The organism is Limnobacter sp. UBA7229, from assembly GCF_002473065.1.
GTDB classification, from domain to species: domain Bacteria; phylum Pseudomonadota; class Gammaproteobacteria; order Burkholderiales; family Burkholderiaceae_B; genus Limnobacter; species Limnobacter profundi.
In genome coordinates, this window is the sequence record NZ_DKTN01000011.1 from 15,775 (window position 1) to 34,073 (window position 18,299).

Sequence of the window (18,299 nt, forward strand, 5' to 3'; positions counted from 1 at the left end):
GTTTTGCCTGAACACTGCTGATAGAGAGTTTTAACGTGACAGACCACTTAATGAAAACTTACGCCCGCCAACCCATTGCTTTCACTCATGGTGATGGCGCCTGGATGTGGTCAACTGATGGCAAAAGGTATCTGGATGGCTTGTCCGGTATCGCAGTGAATGGTTTGGGCCACAATCACCCCAAGCTGGTGAAAGCCATTTCCGAGCAGGCAGGCAAACTGATTCACACCTCGAATTTGTACGGCGTGGTTGAGCAATCAAATCTTGCTGATCGCCTGTGCGAAATTTCAGGCATGGATGAGGCTTTCTTTTGTAACTCGGGCGCTGAAGCGAACGAGGCGGCCATCAAACTGGCCAAATATTTTGGTCACAAGAAGGGCATTGAAAACGCAAAGATTATTGTGATGGAACGCGCTTGGCACGGCCGTACCTTGGCCACGCTGGCTGCCACGGATAGCCCCAAGGCCAAGATTGGGTTTGGCGACCTGCCGAGCGGGTTTGTACGCGTACCCTACAAAAACTTCGCAGCAATTGAACAGGCGGCAGACGACAACCCCGAAATCCAGGCCGTTCTACTGGAAGTTTTGCAGGGCGAAGGCGGTATCAATGTGGCCGATACCGAGTATTTACAGGCCCTGCGCAAGTTGTGTACCGCCAAAGGCTGGCTGTTGATGATCGACGAAGTGCAAAGTGGTATTGGCCGCACTGGCAAGTGGTTTGGTTACCAGCATGCAGGCATTCAGCCCGATGTAATCACCTTGGCCAAGGGTTTGGGTTCGGGCGTGCCAATTGGCGCGTGCCTGGCCTGGGGCCCTGCCGCAGGCGTATTTACACCTGGAACCCATGGCACCACATTCGGTGGCGGCCCCTTGGTGTCAGCGGCTGCCTTGGCAACCATTGAAATCATGGAAGAAGAGGGTTTGCTGGCGCATGCCGAGCAAATGGGACAGCTCATTCGGGCCATTTTGTCGCGTGAGCTGGCTGGCATTGCTGGCGTAAAAGATATTCGCGGCCGCGGCCTCATGGTGGGTATTGAATTGTGGAAGCCTTGTGGCGAACTGGTTGCGATTGCGCGCGACAAAGGTTTGATCATTAACGTGACCCGAGACAATGTGGTGCGCCTGTTGCCGCCACTGGTGATTAAAAAAGAAGAAGCAGAGACGCTGGCCATGGAATTGGCCCCTTTAATTAAAGCGTTTCTTGAACAATCCGCATAAGGAGGAGCCGGCCTGCCAGGCAAGCCGGTCTACAAAAATGCCTATCAAACATTTTTTGCAGTTCAACGATATCAGCAAAGACGAGTTCGATTACTTGATGCAGTCGTCTCGCGATGTGAAAGCGAGGTTCAAGCGTTACGAGCCCTACTACCCGCTGCAAGACCGTACCTTGGTCATGATTTTCGAGAAGGCATCCACACGCACACGGCTTAGCTTTGAAGCGGGCATGCACCAGTTGGGCGGTTCAGCCATTTACCTGAACACCAAAGATTCGCAATTGGGTCGCGGTGAGCCAGTTGAGGATGCGGCACAGGTTATTTCACGCATGTGCGACATCGTGATGATTCGTACCTACGAGCAGGAAATTATTGAGCGCTTTGCGGCCAACAGCCGAGTACCGGTCATCAATGGCTTGACCAATGAATACCACCCTTGCCAAATTTTGGCGGACATTTTTACATTCATTGAACACCGCGGCAGCATTCAAGGCAAAACAGTGGCATGGGTAGGCGATGGTAACAACATGTGCGCCACTTGGTTGCAAGCAGCAGAATTGCTGGATTTCAAAGTAAATATCTCGACGCCCAGCGACTACAACATCGACCCCGCGAAAACCAATATCAAGGGTACTCACCACGAGTGGTTTGAAGACCCAATGGACGCCTGCAAAGGCGCTAACCTGGTGACCACCGATGTTTGGACCAGCATGGGCTTCGAGAATGAAAACAAAGCGCGCCGCCGCGCGTTTGCCGATTTTCAGGTAGACACCGAGATGATGGATGTGGCCAACCCGGAGGCCCTGTTCATGCATTGCCTGCCGGCCCACCGTGGCGAGGAAGTGGCGGCCGAAGTGATTGACGGACCGAAAAGCGTGGTATGGGACGAGGCGGAGAACCGCCTGCACACGCAAAAAGCCCTGATGGAATTCCTTTTGTTGGGCCGCAAGTAAGCGGACCTTTAACAACCCTTTTTGAATCGAGAACCATGAGCGACATCAACAAAGTAGTACTCGCCTATTCCGGCGGTTTGGACACCTCAGTCATCCTGAAATGGCTGCAAGACACCTATGGTTGCGAAATAGTGACCTTCACTGCCGACCTGGGTCAGGGTGAAGAACTTGAACCCGCGCGCCAAAAAGCACTGAAGTTCGGTATCAAGCCCGAGAATATTTATATTGACGACGTACGTGAGGAATTCGTACGCGATTTCGTGTTCCCCATGTTCCGCGCCAACACCGTGTATGAGGGTGAATACTTGCTAGGCACGTCGATTGCCCGCCCCTTGATCGCCAAACGACTAATCGATATTGCGCGTGAAACCGGCGCAGATGCCATTTCACACGGCGCAACAGGCAAGGGCAATGATCAGGTTCGTTTTGAGCTGGGCGCTTACGCACTGATGCCTGGCGTGAAAATCATCGCCCCGTGGCGCGAATGGGATTTACTGAGCCGCGAAAAGCTTCTGAAGTACGCCGAAGACGCGGGTATTGAAATCGACATGAAGCACAAGAAAGGCGGAGCGCCCTATTCCATGGACGCCAACCTGCTTCACATCAGCTTTGAAGGCCGTCATCTGGAGAACCCCAGTGCGGAAGCCGAAGAGGCCATGTGGCGCTGGACGGTCAGCCCCGAAGCGGCACCCGATGAAGCCGAGTACTTGGACATTGAATACGAAAAAGGCGATATTGTTGCACTGAATGGCAAGAAAATGAGCCCCGCAACCGTGCTGACCGAGCTGAACCGATTGGGTGGCAAACACGGGATCGGCCGCCTTGACCTGGTGGAAAACCGCTACGTGGGCATGAAGAGCCGCGGCTGCTATGAAACGCCCGGCGGTACCATTATGCTGAAAGCGCACCGCGCCATTGAATCAATTACCTTGGACCGTGAAGTGGCCCACCTGAAAGACGATTTGATGCCCCGCTACGCCAGCATGATATACAACGGCTACTGGTGGGCACCAGAACGTGTGGCTCTGCAAACCCTGATCGACCACACTCAAAATACTGTGAATGGCTGGGTACGCGTGAAATTGTACAAAGGCAATGTGATTGTGGTGGCCCGTGATTCAAAAACAGATTCACTGTTTGACCAGAATATTGCAACCTTTGACGAAGACGGTGGCGCTTACAACCAGGCCGACGCAGGTGGTTTCATCAAATTGAATGCCCTGCGCATGCGAATTGCAGCCAATGCCAAACTAAAACGCGGCTGAGCAATTCACTTGTCGTGAATCAGGTTTGAAAACCGCCACCCACAAGGTGGCGGTTTTTTTATGCCTGCGAATTTGACCCTGAATGGAACATTGCTGGAGCAAGGGCCACTCAGCTGAAGTAGGGTTCTTAATTCAAAAGCGCATATGCACTTCAAAAAACTGATGTTTTCCGCCATTCTGATTGCATTCGGCTTGACTGTCACCTCAACTACAGCTGCGGCTGTGACACATTTTGCTGACCTTGGTTTTGCCGCACACCCCAACTCTGTGATGGCTGAAATCGGAAAACCGGTCACGTTGTCAGTATTGATCAAGGGACCCGTCAAATCAATTCAATGGCGGCTAAACCGCGTGCCCATAGCCGGCGCAACACAGCAAAGTTTCGAAATTGCCTCAGTGGAAAAGAAAATTGACCCTGATGAATATGATGTAGTGATTCAAGATGCATTTGGCAACAGCGTAACCAGCGAAAAAGCCGTTGTGGCGGGACTTGAGCCTGATTCGAATCAACTGCTCATTGAATCAAGACGAGTCGAATCGCTGAAACTTCAATCCATTTTCAATTTGGTGCATCTGTTTGATCAAGTATCTGCCCGAATCTCGGAACCCTTGCCAATTTGGGACATGCGCAAATCAGCAGTATCCATGTATTTCGACGGTTGTCACGACAAAGTAAAAGCTGAGCTGGTCACACCGGTGCGCAATGCTGAATCTCTTCATGAGGCCATGAAACTGGAAATGAATTCCTGCTTCATTCAAAGAACCGATGGACTGGGAAACGACATGGGGGCGCTGGTGAGCGGCACCTTCATTCAGTCCAGAAAAGTCGACAAACAAAATAACAAAGATATTCGCAAGCTAGAGAAATTCGCGAAAAACCTGAAACTCAGCTTTCCCCATGCGAGTCAGAAAAAAAGAGCCACACTCGACTTTGATATTGTTCTGGATGGGAAACTGGTGCGAACCACTGAATTCGAGCAATCCAACACCAAAAACATGAGGATCAAAGAGGAATACTCGTGGAGCAAAGGCACACGAATCGAAAATCCTCAGTCCGGGGTAAAAGCTGTCTTTGTCTCCGGCAGCTATGTAAAAGAAAACTTCGGGTATCTCGAACACCAGCAATTTTACCCAAGCAGGGAAACCGAATTTTTCAACAAACTGAGAATCAAAATTGGCAATGACGATGTGCTAATTCATGGTTTGGTCAACAAGGTGACTGACGGCGACACAATTCATCGGTCTGGCAATTTCAACCTGCATATCAACGGCAAACTGGCACTGAGTGCCCCAAGCGAAATAGCTTCCCTGCTCACATTTACCGGAAATTTGCCAATTTCACCAAAGCTCAACGGCTTTTTTATCAATGATCATATGCCTGGTGTGATCGCCTCTGAGAAGCCCGGGATCAAATTGGGCTCTGGCTCAATTAACACACCGTACTTGCGCTGAACACTGGATTGCACATGCTGAACCAGTTGCAACAAGTCACTGCCACTTCCCTGCCCCAAGTTCACCAGAATCAGGGCTTGCCTGCTGTAAACACCTACACCACCCAGCACATGCCCCTTCAAACCACATTGTTCAATCAACCACCCGGCCGCTAACTTCACCTGGCCATCATCTGTTGGGTAATTAACCAAATTTGGAAACCGCTGAACAAGGGCCTTGGCCTGTGCAGCGCCAACAATCGGATTCTTGAAAAAACTGCCGCTGTTACCCAATACGGCTGGGTCTGGCAGCTTTTGTGTACGTATGGCACTTACCGCTTTCAACAGATTCACGGGGGTCACTGATCCCAATTCAGCCACACGCTGAGCCACATCCCCATACCCCAATACAGGCTGCCACTGCACGGGTAAGGAAAAATCTACTGCCGTGATCACATATCGACCCTGCGCAGCATGCTTGAAAACACTGTCACGGTATGCAAACTCGCATTCATCCAGATTGAAAATGCATTCCTTTTGAACATCCAGATCAAATGCGTGCACCGCTGAAACGCGGTCCTTGAGTTCAACGCCGTAGGCTCCAATATTCTGAACAGGGCTTGCACCCACACAACCGGGAATCAGGGCGAGGTTTTCCAGCCCGCCCCAGCCCATGGCCACAGTCCACTCGACTGTTTGGTGCCAGTTTTCGCCAGCCCATACCCGCACATGGTGACAAACACCGTCGCAGCCCAAATACCGTCGCCCTTTCAAGGCAACTTTCCAAACCGTTGCGTCCACCAGTGGGCTGGTAAACACTGTGTTGCTGCCCTCGCCCAGCAACAAAAATGGCTGGCCTTCTTGCCGGGCGCGAGCAAAAGCCAGCAAATCGGACTGACCGCCCAATAAACGCAACTCGCGGGCACGGGCTGGTAAACCAAAGGTATGCAAGGGTTGCAGATCAACGCTGTGGGTGGCAGTGAGGGCTGACATAGGGAGTGGTCTAGCGATTACAATGAGGCATTATGCTTGAAGGAATGAACTATGCCGTCTTTTGATGTGGTCTGCAAACCAGACTTGATCGAATTGCGCAACGCGGTCGATCAGGTGAACAAGGAAATTGGTACCCGCTTTGATTTCAAGGGGTCTGATTCCAAAGTTGAATTGAACGAGAACACCATCATGGTGTATGCCGACGATGACTTCAAATTGGAGCAGGTCGCCGAGATTATTCGCAACAAATGTGCAAAGCGCAACGTAGATGTACGCTTTCTGACATTTGACAAAAAAGAAAAGATCTCTGGCGACAAGATCAAGCAAACCGTGACGGTTAAAAACGGATTGGACAAGGACCTGGCCAAGCAGGTTGTGAAAGAAATCAAAGACAGCAAAATGAAAGTACAGGCCAGTATTCAAGGCGATACTGTGCGCATTCAAGGCGCAAAGCGCGATGATTTGCAAAGTGCAATTGCCTTGCTGAAACAGAAAGTGACTGAGACACCTTTGGGTTTCGAAAACTTCCGCGACTAAACAACCTCAAAGGACATGCCATGAGCGCAGACCATTCACACGATCACGATCATGAACACGGCCCGGATTGCGGCCACAACCACGATGTGGTGTACAACAAAGTAGTAAAGGCCAACCACAAGGTGGCCGCCGTATTGCTCCGCAATGCAAAAACCATTGAACTGACTTTTGATGAACGCCAGGAAGTACCCCACGATGTGAAAGCCACCGACGGCAGTACCCTGATTTGCCACTTGCACGACACCGTGGAGGTGGGCGACAAACTGGTGTCAAACACCAATGAATGGGCGATTGTGGCGGCTGCTCAAGAAGAACTGTTTGAAGTGATACGCGGCCAGAAAGGCTTCGAAGAATTTCTGCATGTAGCAGGCCTTAACTTTTGGCCGGTGCAATTAAATGAAAAAGGCGCGCGTGTTGTGGCGAGCCATGAATGCATGCACATGCTGGAGCATTTTGAGTTGAAATTCAGCACACTGACCGCACCCATGCTGGAAATTGTGGTGCCAGAACTGAAACACCACGATTGCTGTGACCACGACCATGGGCATGGTCACGATCATGGGCACTCGCATGCGCATGAACACAAGCATGGTCCGGATTGCGGCCACGACCACTAAGCAACAACACCTAGCAGCAACATTGCAGCAAGAGGATTTCCAGGCATGAGAGACGCACAAGCACCCATCACCTTTTATCGCGAGGACTACACCGCGCCGAACTACAAAATCAGTCGCACTGATTTGACGTTCACGCTGAACCCTTCGCGCACCAAGGTGGCAAGTCGCCTGGAATTTGAAGTGTGGGACCATTCAAACCCTGACAACCTTCCACTTGAACTGGATGGGGAAGACCTTGAGCTGGATCAGGTGTTGCTCAATGGTGAAAAGCTGGACGCCACTCGCTACACTCAAAGCCACACGGGCCTGACCATTCACAACCCTGGTCGCGAAGGCGTTCTGGAAATTACCGTTTACATTCAACCCGACCAAAACACCCGGCTTGAAGGTTTGTATGTGTCCAACGGCAATTTTTTCACGCAATGCGAAGCCCAGGGTTTCAGGCGCATTACTTATTTTTCTGATCGCCCGGATGTTCTTAGCCAATTCACAGTCACGCTGATTGCCAACGAGGCCACGCACCCGGTCAGTTTGTCCAATGGCAACTTGATTGAAGAAAAGAAACTGGGCGAAGGCTTGCACATGACTCGCTGGGAAGACCCATTTCCCAAGCCTGCTTACCTGTTTGCCTTGGTGGCCGGTCGCTTTGTGTGCCAGGAAGAAACAGTGAAAAAAGGCAACGGCAAGCCAGCATTGTTGCAAGTCTGGGTTGAGCCAGGCAACCTGGATAAAACCGACTTTGCCATGCAAAGCTTGAAGAAGTCGATTGACTGGGACCGTGAACGGTTTGGCCTTGAACTGGATTTGGACCGCTTCATGATTGTGGCGACCGCCGATTTCAATATGGGCGCCATGGAAAACAAGGGCTTGAATATTTTCAACACCAAGTTCGTTTTTGCCAATCCAGAATTGGCTACAGATGTTGATTTCGAAAATGTTGAAAGCGTGGTCGGCCACGAGTACTTTCACAACTGGACAGGCAACCGGGTAACCTGCCGGGACTGGTTTCAACTCTCGTTAAAAGAAGGCTTGACTGTATTTCGCGACCAGGAGTTTTCCGCAGACATGATGGCCGAAGGGCTGGATGAAGTACAGGCAGATTCTGCACGCGCGGTGAAACGAATTGAAGATGTAAAGGTGCTTCGCGCCGCACAGTTTCCGGAGGATGCCGGCCCAATGGCGCATCCCATACGACCCGACAGTTATCAGGAAATCAATAATTTTTACACCGTGACGGTGTATGAAAAAGGCGCTGAAGTTATTCGCATGCAGCACACCCTCCTGGGCGAACAATTGTTTCAGCGCGGGATGCAAATTTATTTTGAACGTCACGACGGCCAAGCTGTGACCTGTGAAGATTTTGTCGGCGCCATGGAAACCGCCCTGCAGGAAGCCCACCCGGAACTGGATTTGAAGCAGTTTCGCCATTGGTATTCACAGGCAGGAACCCCAGAGGTATCGGCAAGCTGGACGCAAACCAACGGCCAACTGGTATTGACCTTGAAGCAAAACTGCCGCCCTACGCCAGGCCAAGCGATCAAACCCGCCTTTCACATTCCTGTGAAATTGGGTTTTGTAGAAAAAGCCAGTGGTCGCGATGTGCCCTTGCAGCTGGAAAGCAATACGAATGCGCTACATGGCGATGTACTTGACTTTACCGAATCCACGCAGACATTCGTGTTCACTGGCTTGGACAAACCGGTGGTGCCCTCGCTGCTTCGCAGCTTCTCCGCACCCGTTATTTTACAATCCGCGCACACTACGGATGACCTTATCTTTTTGGCGGGTCACGACAACGACCCATTCAACCGTTGGGATGCCTGCCAAAAAATTTACGGCGAAGCCATTCTGGACATTTACCTTCAGCGCGGGCTTACCGATGGCGCAAACACCCAGGCCGCCGTGCAAATTGTGGAAAACTTGCTGAAAGACAAACAGTTGTCTGACGGCTTTTTGGCTTTGGCCTTGCAATTGCCCAGTGAGGGAACACTGCTTGAGGCATTTGACGGACTGGTAGACCCAGTTGCGATGCATTTTGCACGTACCACCTTGCGCGATTTGTTGGCATGTACTTTCGGGGCAGACTTCAAGGCGATCTACGATGCACGCAATTTAACAGGGCAGCCCTACAGCTACAACGCGGTGGCCGCCAGCCAGCGTGCCTTGAAAAATGTGGCGTTGGCCTATTTGGTGGCCGCAGGCGCGGACGAAGAACTGAATGTAGCGAAGGCTCAATATGCGGCCTCCAACAACATGACGGACAGAATGGCGGCGCTTAGCAATATTGTGCACAACGGACCAGGCAACCCGCCTGAATTGGCCGAATTTTTTGAACGCTTCAACAATGAAGCGCTGGCCGTGGACAAATGGTTCATGCTGCAGGCCACCGTACCTGCCAGCAATGAAAACGTGAACACTTTGCAAACAATGCGTGAACTGCTGAAGCACCCTTCATTCACCCTGAAGAACCCAAATCGCGCTCGCTCCCTTTTGGCTGCTTTTGCATTGCAAAACCCAAGTGTGTTTCACTCACATTCAGGTGATGGTTATGCCCTGTGGGCCGACCTTGTGATTGAGTTGAACACCATTAACCCACAAGTAGCAGCGCGCATGGCACGTGGGCTGGACCGCTGGACCAAACTGGTGCCAGCACTGCAGGAAAAAGCACACAAACAACTTGAACGTGTACTGGACACAGACAAGTTGTCGCCAGATGTTCGCGAAGTGATCGGCAAAGCGCTGGACGCGGCCACCCATTGATTTTGAATTGAACAGAGGACAACGATGAGTATGAATTTGGCGCAATACCTTGAACACCACGCAGATGCGCACATGGGTGTGTTGATCTCGGCCATTGCCGATGTGTCGCAATCCATTTCCGCCGCGGTTCACAAAGGAGCACTGGGCGGCGTATTGGGTAGTGCAGGTTCAGAAAACGTGCAAGGCGAAACCCAGAAAAAGCTCGACATCATCGCCAATGACATGATTCTGGATGCGCTTGCTGCAACCGGCGTAGTGGCGGGTATGGCCTCTGAGGAACTGGACGACTGCTCACCTGTACCCGGGCATTCGGATCGCCCGTTCCTGGTACTGTTCGACCCGCTGGATGGCTCCAGCAATATCGACGTGAACGTGTCGATCGGCACCATTTTCTCGGTTCTTCCCAATCCTGATGTTGGTGAAATTACCAACGAAAGCTTCCTGCAACCTGGCACCGAGCAACTGGCTGCGGGTTACGTGGTGTACGGCCCCCAAACGTCGCTGGTACTGACATTTGGCCGGGGCGTAGTGGCGTTTACACTCGACCGTGAGGCTGGCCAGTACATCCAAACCAGCGAAAGTATGGATGTGCCCGAAGACACCAAAGAATTCGCCATCAATATGTCGAATCAGCGTCACTGGTATAAACCAGTGCAGCGTTACATCGCTGAATTGCTGGAGGGAAAAACCGGCGTGCGTGGCAAGGACTTCAACATGCGATGGATTGCCTCCATGGTGGCCGATGTGCACCGAGTGTTGACCCGGGGAGGTATTTTCATGTACCCCAAAGACCTGCGCGACCCCAACAAGCCTGGCAAGCTGCGCCTGATGTATGAGGCCAACCCGATGAGTATGCTGGTGGAGCAAGCTGGCGGCAAAAGCTTCGATGCGACCCAGCGTATTCTAGACATACAGCCGACCGATTTACACCAACGCTGCGCGGTGATGCTGGGCTCGGCCAATGAAGTACAACGAGTCAGTGATTATCACAAGGATTAACTCAGCTTCGTTTGCTGGCTGATTGCCAAACTTAGTTGCCGAACTTAGTTGCCAAACTTGGCGAATTCACGCTCAGCGTCGGCTTTGCGTTTGTATTCGCGTTGTTTGGCATCAATTTCAGCCAACAGATAATAATTATCCCTCGCATACCGTTTGGCAATTTCAGCCTGTTCAATTGCTGGCAAATAGGCTTGACGTGCGTTGTAAGACTGAGCCAGAGCCATGTGGTGTTCCGCCGGCTTTCGCAAAGCCAAAGCACTTTGGGCGAGCAGATCAAAAACCTCAGGCACAGAGCGATAGGCCTGCGAAAGTTCTTTCAGGTATGCATCTGATTCCGCAAATAAACCCAAACGCTGTAAGCCCTCGGCATACAGCAGACGAACTGACATTTCACTTCTAAATTCATTTCGCAGGGAAGTCAGTTGCCCAAGCGTGACCTTTTCCTGCGCATTCAAGGCCGAGCGCTCCCGTACAGGACGCTGGTCCATGGGTGCAGAGGCCAATGGCAAGCTTACATCCATGGCCATTCTCATGCGCTGACTTTGAAGCAGCAAGGGCACCTCGGTTTTCTTGACCACAGACTGCCCGGATTTAAACAAATCGATGGCCTTTTCACTGGCCGCAAGGGCCTCCTGCTTTCGCCCCATGGAATTCAAGACCAGCGAACGGCCGTACATTAACGCCACTGGATCTTTGATACCCTCTTGCTCATTGGGTGATTCAAAAGTTCGCAAACGGTCTGCCAACTGTTGGTTGCTTCGTTCCGCAAACACAATGGACTTGACCCGGATCAGCTCAAATTCCAGGCTTGACTGATTTTGACTTCGATTCGAGCTGCTTTCCAAACCAGCCCGGTTACGAATGTCGGCAATTCGCTCGGTGGTTAGCGGGTGAGTACGCAAATAGGAAGGCGCATTGTTTTCATAAAGACGAGATGCTGTTTGCAAACGTCCAAAAAAATCCACCATGCCCTGAGTATCAAAACCGGCTTGCTGAAGAGTCAAAAACCCAACCCGATCCGCCTCCCGTTCCGCATCGCGAGAAAAGGACAATTGCTGATCAATGGAGTAACCAGCGCCTGCTGCCATGAGGCCAGAAGCTGCTTGTGGATTGGAACCCGCCACCAGCAATGCGGCAATCATGGCCGCAGTGGCGACGAGACTGGTTTGCTTTTGTTGCCCAAAACGGCGCGCAATGTGGCGCTGGGTCACGTGCCCCACCTCGTGCGCCAACACGGAGGCCAATTCGGATTCAGTTTGGGACGCCGCAATTAACCCTGTGTGCACGCCAATGTAGCCACCCGGCATGGCGAACGCATTCACCGATTTGTCGGTGACCAGAAAAAACTCAAAGTTGGATGGAGATTCCGAGGCAGCCTGAACGATTGTGTTGCCCAAGCGGCTGATGTAGGCCGTAATTTCCAGGTCGGTGTTGACCGCGCCAAAAGCCCGATAATCCTTCATGATCAGGGCCCCCAGTCGGCGCTCATCCTGAACAGAAAGCTCGGCCCCACCCGCATCGCCCAGGCTTGGCAAGTTATTCAAGCCATCCGCATGCGCGATCGGCGACAACATGGAAGACAGCAGCAGGGTACTGCACAGCACACTCGCAACACTTTTCCGAAAATCAAGACGCATCATGGGCTTTTTACGGTGGTAGTCTGGGTATGATAGCGCGATGAAAAACAAGTTCAATCAACTTCGGGCGTAGCACGGCTTTTCCTTGGGTAAATTTAGGTAAACGCCTGGCAGGCAATGCGACCAGCACCTATGAAGTTAGGACAATCAGTCAGCAGGGGATTAATACAATGAACGGACTTACGCACTTTGACCAAGAAGGCAATGCACACATGGTCGATGTGGGCGGTAAAACCGAAACCGAACGCAAAGCCGTTGCCACGGGCACCATTCAGCTGGGGCATGAGGCCTACGCTGTTTTAAAAGCGGGAACCGCCAAGAAAGGCGATGTGTTGGGGGTCGCCAGAATTGCCGCGATACAGGGGGCAAAACGCACCTCTGATCTTATTCCATTGTGTCACCCACTTCCACTGACTCGACTGGCAGTTGAATTTGAACTAAACGATGAACTGTGCGAGGTTCATTGCACCTGCACCGCGCAAACCGTGGGCAAAACAGGGGTAGAAATGGAAGCCCTGACCGGTGTTCAGGTAGGGCTTCTCACCATTTACGACATGCTTAAAGCGATTGACAAAGGCATGGTCATGACTCAAACCAGACTCGTCGAGAAACGCGGCGGCAAAAGTGATTTCAGTCGGTAAATCTTAGTTAATGTTGTTGTTGCGGCAAGCTGCGGGTAAGTAACGCCGGAACTCAGCCGTAACATTGGTGACGCAACGCCATTCACCTACCGGCTGTAATGGATTTTCATGCCTTGCGCCGCCGGTGAATGGAATCAAGGCAATAAAATTGTTCTGACCTATGCCCGCAGCTACCGTATCGGCCTGAAATGTGACTTGAATTCTACCGTTCGTGCCAACAGTCAGTTGACGTGCGTACTGACTTTGCGCGGCCACGTTGGACTGGCAACCCGCATCGCTGGCATTGGCCGGCCATGCATTCGTCGTGGCTGTGAATTCAATAATGCCAGCCTTGCAAGACTGGGCAATATTCATTAACTCTGTGACTTTGGAGCGATTCAGGTAATCCTGAAACGCCGGGATTGCAATTGCAGACAGCACGCCAATAATCGCAATGCCAATCATTAGTTCAATCAGGGTAAAACCCTTTGAAACCTTACTTCGGGTAACAGTTCTTGGCGTATTCATCGTCGCATTCCTCACATCGAAAAGTGGTGTTGAGAAACCATTCTTCGGTGTTCAGCCTGCGTGAAGTACCCCCGCTAGGGTTAAAAAGAAAAACCCCACCATTCTGAGTGAATGGTGGGGTTTTAATGACTTACGTCTTGACTACTCAGGCCCCGATTGCCTTCTTTAACAATTGCCCCATCACGGAGGGGTCTTTGGTCACAGTAATACCGCACTCTTCCATAATGGCCAGCTTCTCCTGAGCTGTACCTTTACCGCCAGAGATGATGGCGCCAGCATGGCCCATGCGCTTTCCGGGGGGCGCTGTTACACCAGCAATGAAACCAACCACGGGCTTCTTCATGTTGTCCTTCACCCACAAGGCAGCTTCTTCTTCATCGCTACCACCAATTTCACCAATCATGACCACGGCATCGGTGTCGGGATCGTCATTGAACATTCGCATCACGTCGATGTGCTTCAGCCCGTTCACGGGGTCACCACCAATACCCACTGCGGTGGACTGACCCAAGCCCAACTCACTCAACTGGCCCACTGCTTCATAGGTTAGGGTACCGGAGCGAGACACCACACCAATACGTCCCTTTTTGTGAATGTGGCCGGGCATGATGCCAATCTTGATTTCATCTGGCGTAATTACGCCTGGGCAGTTTGGACCCACCACGATGGTTTTGCGACCCTCCCTACGCATGCGATCACGCACCTCGATCATGTCACGGACGGGAATACCTTCAGTGATACAAATCACCAAATCCAGATCAGCTTCTACAGCCTCCCAAATGGCAGCCGCAGCAAAGGGGGGAGGAACGTAAATCACGGATGCGTTGGCACCGGTCTGTTTTTTGGCATCGGCCACCGTGCCGTAAATTGGCACACCTTCAAAATCTTCGCCAGCTTTCTTGGGGTTTACACCTGCAACAAAGCAGTTCTTGCCATTGGCATATTCACGGCACATGCGTGTGTGAAACTGACCAGTTTTACCAGTAATACCCTGGGTAATTACCTTGGTGTCTTTGTTAATGAGAATAGACATTGTGAAAATCCTTTTTCGTGTTGAATGGCTGTCAAATGTGGAGCACCGGGCGCTTAAGCGCCCTTGGTTGCAGCCACCACTTTTTGCGCAGCCTCGCCCATGGTGTTCGCTGCAATGATTGGCAAACCAGATTCAGCCAAAATTTTCTTGCCCAAATCTTCGTTCGTACCTTTCATACGCACAACCAGAGGAACCGACAAACCCACTGCCTTCGATGCAGCCACCACGCCATCTGCAATCACGTCACAACGCATGATGCCGCCAAAAATATTCACCAAAATGGCTTTCAGGTTGGGATTTTTCAACATAATTTTGAAAGCTTCTGTCACTTTCTCGGTGGTGGCACCGCCGCCCACATCCAGGAAGTTGGCAGGCTCGCCACCAAACAACTTGATGGTGTCCATGGTGGCCATCGCCAAACCAGCGCCGTTCACCAAGCAACCAATGTTGCCGTCAAGACTGATGTAGCTCAAATCGAATTTGCTCGCTTCGATTTCAGCAGGATCTTCTTCGGCCAGATCCCGCAAGGCCACGATTTCGGGATGACGGTGCAAAGCGTTGGAATCGAAGTTCAGTTTCGCGTCCAGTGCGATGATATCGCCAGAGCCAGTCAAGATCAGTGGGTTAATTTCGGCCAGACTGGCGTCAGTTTCCCAAAACGCTTTGTACAAACCTTGAAACGCCACACGCGCTTTGGCAACAGAACCCGCGGGAATGCCGATTTTCACTGCCAAATCATCGGCCTCTGCGTCTGTCAGCCCTGCAACGGGATCCACGTAAACTTTGTGAATCAGTTCTGGGGTGTGTTCAGCCACTTCTTCAATTTCCATGCCGCCTTCGCTGGATGCCATGACGCAGACCCGCTGGGTAACACGGTCGACCACCATGCCAACGTAGTATTCCTTTTTGATGTCTGCGCCTTCCTCAACCAGCAAACGGCTGACTTTCTGGCCTTCTGGACCTGTTTGATGGGTGATCAACTGCATGCCCAGAATTTGGCTGGCATACGTTTTTACATCGTCCATGCTCTTTGCCACTTTCACGCCACCGCCCTTGCCGCGACCACCTGCATGAATTTGCGCCTTCACAACCCAAACCGGGCCGCCCAGTTTTTCCGCGGCAGCAATTGCCTCGTCAATTGAAAAACAGGGATAGCCGGTAGGCACAGCCACGCCGTACTTCTTCAGAATTTCCTTGCCTTGATACTCGTGAATCTTCATTTGAATTCCTTGCTGGGAAAGTTAATGCAAATCGGCTAGACGCAACAAGGCGGCTGAACTGACAACATTGTAAAGTGGAGAGTGTTTTTTTCGCGTGACAGCGCAAGCGGGTTCTCGGACGTAAAGCCGAGGCAAGGATGAGGCATGCCAGGCATGCTATGAAGGTTTTTATCCATCTCTTTCTTTGCTTCTTGTGTCGTTGAATAACGCTTCGTTATTTAACTAGACTATCACTTCTATGGAAACACATAAGCCGACCGGAATAATATCACGCATTGGATTTGAACTCAGCCAGAATGCGCCGCCAAGCGCGTTCAATGTTGCCAAATTCAAACCCTCGGGCTGAAAGCCCGCGATAAACCTTGGACTTCAAAACCAACAATTGAGCCTGATCAACAGCTGAGTCAACACCCAAAACGCTTTCAAGACTTGAAAGCTGCCTGCGCTTTATCCAGTCATACGCTCTGTCTTCTTCACTGCTCGGGATTTGGGTTTCTGAATCATCGTGCGAAAGCGACTTAAGGTCTCCCAAACCGTGTTGCCCCAATTCGGCGGAAATTGCACGATCCCCAAAAGTTGAGGCACGCCTTCGAAACAGACTCAGTTTGAAACGCTCATCGGATTGAAATTGGTGCGAAGTTGCCCATTCAATGGCCTCTTCTACCTCAGCGGGCTCGTAACCGCGCTGCAACAACTTTGCTCGAAGTTCGGTTTGACTGTGTTCCCTGCGGGCGAGCAAGGCGACAGCCTTGGACTTGGCGGAAACCACGGGCTTGCTAGAGCCCGTAGTACCTCCGAATGAACGCCCATTTGACTTAATAGACGACTTGATTGGTAACTTACTCGGCGTCTTCGACTTCATTCTTCTTTTTGGCAGCAGGTGCGGCTGACGCTTCTTCAAGCAAACGCACACCCAGCTTTTCACGGATTTTGTTCTCGATCTCTGCAGCCATCGCCGGATTGGCTTTCAGGAAATCGCGCGCATTGTCTTTGCCCTGACCAATTTTCTCGCCGTTGTAGGAATACCAAGCGCCAGCCTTGTCGACAAAACCATGCAACACGCCGAGATCAACGACTTCACCCTCTCGGGATGTGCCCTGACCATACAAAATATCGAACTCAGCCTGCTTGAAGGGAGGACTTACCTTGTTCTTGACCACCTTGACGCGAGTTTCGCTGCCGATAACTTCCTCACCCTTCTTGATGGAACCAATTCGGCGAATGTCCAGACGGACCGAGGAGTAAAACTTCAGGGCGTTACCACCAGTTGTGGTTTCAGGGCTGCCAAACATAACCCCGATTTTCATTCGAATTTGGTTGATGAAAATAACCAGGCAATTGGTGCGCTTGATATTGGCAGTTAATTTGCGCAGGGCCTGGCTCATTAAACGGGCTTGAAGACCTGGCAGGGAATCGCCCATGTCGCCTTCAATTTCAGCTTTGGGTGTAAGGGCAGCCACGGAGTCAATAATTACCAGATCAACAGAACCGGAACGAACCAGTGCATCGACAATTTCCAAGGCCTGCTCGCCAGTGTCGGGTTGGGAAATCAACAAGTCAGGCAAGTTAACACCCAACTTGGAAGCATATTGGACATCGAGCGCGTGTTCAGCATCGATAAAAGCACAGGTACCACCCAGTTTTTGCATTTCCGCAATCACTTGCAAGGTCAAGGTGGTTTTACCGGAGGATTCCGGGCCGTAAATTTCGACGACACGACCGCGCGGAAGGCCACCAATGCCCAAAGCAATGTCGAGCCCCAAAGAACCGGTTGAGACCGACTGAATGTCGTCGATGATCTCGTTTTCCCCAAAACGCATGATACTGCCCTTGCCAAACTGCTTTTCGATTTGGCTGAGCGCGGCGGCCAGGGCTTTGACTTTGTCTGAGGATTGGTTTTTGGTTCTGAGATCTTCCATGGTCTGCCTTCAACTGAATTGGGTTGCGATTTCCGAATTATTGCACAGTTTTTACTGTAAATCTATACAGCCTTTTTGAGTGATACTTTTGACAGGATGGTTAACCCGGCTTGTACCGCCTGTTGGCGAACCGCCTCACGATCACCATCAAAAACATGGTGAAAAGCCTCAATCGACTTGTGCCGAACGGCCAAACCAAACCACACCGTGCCAACTGGCTTACCGGCCGAACCACCTCCCGGGCCGGCGATGCCTGACACCGAGAGGCAACAGTCCACACCCAAGGCGATCATTCCACCATTGGCCATTTCCTTGACGCATTCTTCACTGACTGCGCCGTGTTGCTCCAAAGTGGACTCGCGCACATACACCGACTTCATCTTGACCTTGTTTGAATAGGTGATCAGCCCACCTTCAAACCAGTCGCTAGAGCCGGGTAGACTAGTCAATGCCGAGCCAAGCCCGCCCCCCGTACAAGACTCGACCACACCGAGTTTGCCAGCCGATGCATTGAATATGTCTGCAATTTGCAGCAAAAGTGCTTGGTCTGGATTGCTCAAGAGGCTCCCCGTTGA

At 51.5% G+C, this 18,299-nt stretch carries 17 protein-coding genes; 9 read left to right on the forward strand and 8 right to left on the reverse strand.

Annotated elements, in window-relative coordinates:
* Nucleotides 1–35: 35 nt before the first annotated feature.
* The 4 genes from B4C79_RS06170 to B4C79_RS06185 all read left to right on the forward strand — a co-directional run bounded on the left by B4C79_RS06170 (nucleotide 36) and on the right by B4C79_RS06185 (nucleotide 4,883).
* The gene (locus tag B4C79_RS06170; protein WP_168426786.1) at nucleotides 36–1,217 is read left to right on the forward strand and encodes an aspartate aminotransferase family protein; all 1,182 of its coding nucleotides are present in this window, start codon (nucleotides 36–38) and stop codon (nucleotides 1,215–1,217) included.
* A gap of 37 nt (nucleotides 1,218–1,254) precedes the next feature.
* On the forward strand, nucleotides 1,255–2,166 hold the full coding sequence (gene argF, locus B4C79_RS06175; protein WP_171100171.1) for an ornithine carbamoyltransferase: 912 nt from the start codon (nucleotides 1,255–1,257) through the stop codon (nucleotides 2,164–2,166).
* 35 nt (nucleotides 2,167–2,201) lie between these two features.
* Nucleotides 2,202–3,431: an argininosuccinate synthase gene (locus B4C79_RS06180; protein WP_105027000.1), complete on the forward strand. Its 1,230-nt coding sequence runs from the start codon at nucleotides 2,202–2,204 to the stop codon at nucleotides 3,429–3,431.
* A gap of 144 nt (nucleotides 3,432–3,575) precedes the next feature.
* Nucleotides 3,576–4,883: a hypothetical protein gene (locus B4C79_RS06185; protein ID WP_291739828.1), complete on the forward strand. Its 1,308-nt coding sequence runs from the start codon at nucleotides 3,576–3,578 to the stop codon at nucleotides 4,881–4,883.
* On the opposite strand, the gene murB is transcribed toward B4C79_RS06185, so the two are convergent.
* The gene (gene murB, locus B4C79_RS06190) at nucleotides 4,802–5,854 is read right to left on the reverse strand and encodes a UDP-N-acetylmuramate dehydrogenase (protein ID WP_291739826.1); all 1,053 of its coding nucleotides are present in this window, start codon (nucleotides 5,852–5,854) and stop codon (nucleotides 4,802–4,804) included. The genes B4C79_RS06185 and murB overlap by 82 nt on opposite strands.
* A gap of 51 nt (nucleotides 5,855–5,905) precedes the next feature.
* Here murB and B4C79_RS06195 point away from each other — a divergent pair, with 51 nt between their 5' ends.
* Genes B4C79_RS06195 through B4C79_RS06210 form a run of 4 tightly spaced genes read left to right on the forward strand, consistent with a single transcriptional unit; the run spans nucleotide 5,906 to nucleotide 10,767 of the window.
* Nucleotides 5,906–6,391, forward strand: a complete 486-nt coding sequence (locus B4C79_RS06195; protein WP_105027003.1) for a YajQ family cyclic di-GMP-binding protein — start codon at nucleotides 5,906–5,908, stop codon at nucleotides 6,389–6,391.
* Between the two features lie 20 nt (nucleotides 6,392–6,411).
* Nucleotides 6,412–7,008 carry a hypothetical protein gene (locus B4C79_RS06200; RefSeq protein WP_171100178.1) on the forward strand — a complete coding sequence of 199 codons (597 nt, stop codon included), beginning with the start codon at nucleotides 6,412–6,414 and terminating at the stop codon, nucleotides 7,006–7,008.
* Nucleotides 7,009–7,053: 45 nt separating this feature from the next.
* Entirely contained in the window at nucleotides 7,054–9,768 is a 2,715-nt protein-coding gene (gene pepN, locus B4C79_RS06205) for an aminopeptidase N (protein WP_291739698.1), read from the forward strand.
* Nucleotides 9,769–9,792: 24 nt separating this feature from the next.
* Nucleotides 9,793–10,767 carry a class 1 fructose-bisphosphatase gene (locus B4C79_RS06210; RefSeq protein WP_256367088.1) on the forward strand — a complete coding sequence of 325 codons (975 nt, stop codon included), beginning with the start codon at nucleotides 9,793–9,795 and terminating at the stop codon, nucleotides 10,765–10,767.
* 44 nt (nucleotides 10,768–10,811) lie between these two features.
* On the opposite strand, the gene B4C79_RS06215 is transcribed toward B4C79_RS06210, so the two are convergent.
* Complete coding sequence (locus B4C79_RS06215) at nucleotides 10,812–12,407, reverse strand: M48 family metallopeptidase (protein ID WP_171100182.1); 1,596 nt, start codon at nucleotides 12,405–12,407, stop codon at nucleotides 10,812–10,814.
* Between the two features lie 167 nt (nucleotides 12,408–12,574).
* On the opposite strand from B4C79_RS06215, the gene moaC reads away from it, so the two are divergent.
* Nucleotides 12,575–13,045: a cyclic pyranopterin monophosphate synthase MoaC gene (moaC, locus tag B4C79_RS06220; protein WP_171100184.1), complete on the forward strand. Its 471-nt coding sequence runs from the start codon at nucleotides 12,575–12,577 to the stop codon at nucleotides 13,043–13,045.
* A gap of 3 nt (nucleotides 13,046–13,048) precedes the next feature.
* Here moaC and B4C79_RS06225 read toward each other — a convergent pair whose 3' ends face one another.
* The 6 genes from B4C79_RS06225 to B4C79_RS06250 all read right to left on the reverse strand — a co-directional run bounded on the left by B4C79_RS06225 (nucleotide 13,049) and on the right by B4C79_RS06250 (nucleotide 18,284).
* Nucleotides 13,049–13,552 (reverse strand): pilin, encoded by a 504-nt coding sequence (locus tag B4C79_RS06225; protein WP_291739695.1) that lies wholly within the window; start codon nucleotides 13,550–13,552, stop codon nucleotides 13,049–13,051.
* Nucleotides 13,553–13,697: 145 nt separating this feature from the next.
* The gene (gene sucD, locus B4C79_RS06230) at nucleotides 13,698–14,585 is read right to left on the reverse strand and encodes a succinate--CoA ligase subunit alpha (RefSeq protein WP_008252667.1); all 888 of its coding nucleotides are present in this window, start codon (nucleotides 14,583–14,585) and stop codon (nucleotides 13,698–13,700) included.
* Nucleotides 14,586–14,638: 53 nt separating this feature from the next.
* Nucleotides 14,639–15,805: an ADP-forming succinate--CoA ligase subunit beta gene (gene sucC / locus B4C79_RS06235; protein ID WP_171100189.1), complete on the reverse strand. Its 1,167-nt coding sequence runs from the start codon at nucleotides 15,803–15,805 to the stop codon at nucleotides 14,639–14,641.
* Nucleotides 15,806–16,073: 268 nt separating this feature from the next.
* Nucleotides 16,074–16,574 (reverse strand): regulatory protein RecX, encoded by a 501-nt coding sequence (locus tag B4C79_RS06240; RefSeq protein WP_291739693.1) that lies wholly within the window; start codon nucleotides 16,572–16,574, stop codon nucleotides 16,074–16,076.
* A gap of 70 nt (nucleotides 16,575–16,644) precedes the next feature.
* Nucleotides 16,645–17,724: a recombinase RecA gene (gene recA / locus B4C79_RS06245; protein ID WP_171100193.1), complete on the reverse strand. Its 1,080-nt coding sequence runs from the start codon at nucleotides 17,722–17,724 to the stop codon at nucleotides 16,645–16,647.
* A gap of 62 nt (nucleotides 17,725–17,786) precedes the next feature.
* Nucleotides 17,787–18,284, reverse strand: a complete 498-nt coding sequence (locus B4C79_RS06250) for a CinA family protein (RefSeq protein ID WP_105027025.1) — start codon at nucleotides 18,282–18,284, stop codon at nucleotides 17,787–17,789.
* Between the last annotated feature and the right edge of the window lie 15 nt (nucleotides 18,285–18,299).

Coding starts and splice junctions, on each gene's coding strand:
- argF (WP_171100171.1), top strand. CDS start 1,255: ATGCCTATCAAACATTTTTTGCAGTTCAACGATATCAGCAAAGACGAG.
- B4C79_RS06180 (WP_105027000.1), top strand. CDS start 2,202: ATGAGCGACATCAACAAAGTAGTACTCGCCTATTCCGGCGGTTTGGAC.
- B4C79_RS06185 (WP_291739828.1), top strand. CDS start 3,576: ATGCACTTCAAAAAACTGATGTTTTCCGCCATTCTGATTGCATTCGGC.
- murB (WP_291739826.1), bottom strand. CDS start 5,854: ATGTCAGCCCTCACTGCCACCCACAGCGTTGATCTGCAACCCTTGCAT.
- B4C79_RS06195 (WP_105027003.1), top strand. CDS start 5,906: ATGCCGTCTTTTGATGTGGTCTGCAAACCAGACTTGATCGAATTGCGC.
- B4C79_RS06200 (WP_171100178.1), top strand. CDS start 6,412: ATGAGCGCAGACCATTCACACGATCACGATCATGAACACGGCCCGGAT.
- pepN (WP_291739698.1), top strand. CDS start 7,054: ATGAGAGACGCACAAGCACCCATCACCTTTTATCGCGAGGACTACACC.
- B4C79_RS06210 (WP_256367088.1), top strand. CDS start 9,793: ATGAGTATGAATTTGGCGCAATACCTTGAACACCACGCAGATGCGCAC.
- B4C79_RS06215 (WP_171100182.1), bottom strand. CDS start 12,407: ATGATGCGTCTTGATTTTCGGAAAAGTGTTGCGAGTGTGCTGTGCAGT.
- moaC (WP_171100184.1), top strand. CDS start 12,575: ATGAACGGACTTACGCACTTTGACCAAGAAGGCAATGCACACATGGTC.
- B4C79_RS06225 (WP_291739695.1), bottom strand. CDS start 13,552: ATGAATACGCCAAGAACTGTTACCCGAAGTAAGGTTTCAAAGGGTTTT.
- sucD (WP_008252667.1), bottom strand. CDS start 14,585: ATGTCTATTCTCATTAACAAAGACACCAAGGTAATTACCCAGGGTATT.
- sucC (WP_171100189.1), bottom strand. CDS start 15,805: ATGAAGATTCACGAGTATCAAGGCAAGGAAATTCTGAAGAAGTACGGC.
- recA (WP_171100193.1), bottom strand. CDS start 17,724: ATGGAAGATCTCAGAACCAAAAACCAATCCTCAGACAAAGTCAAAGCC.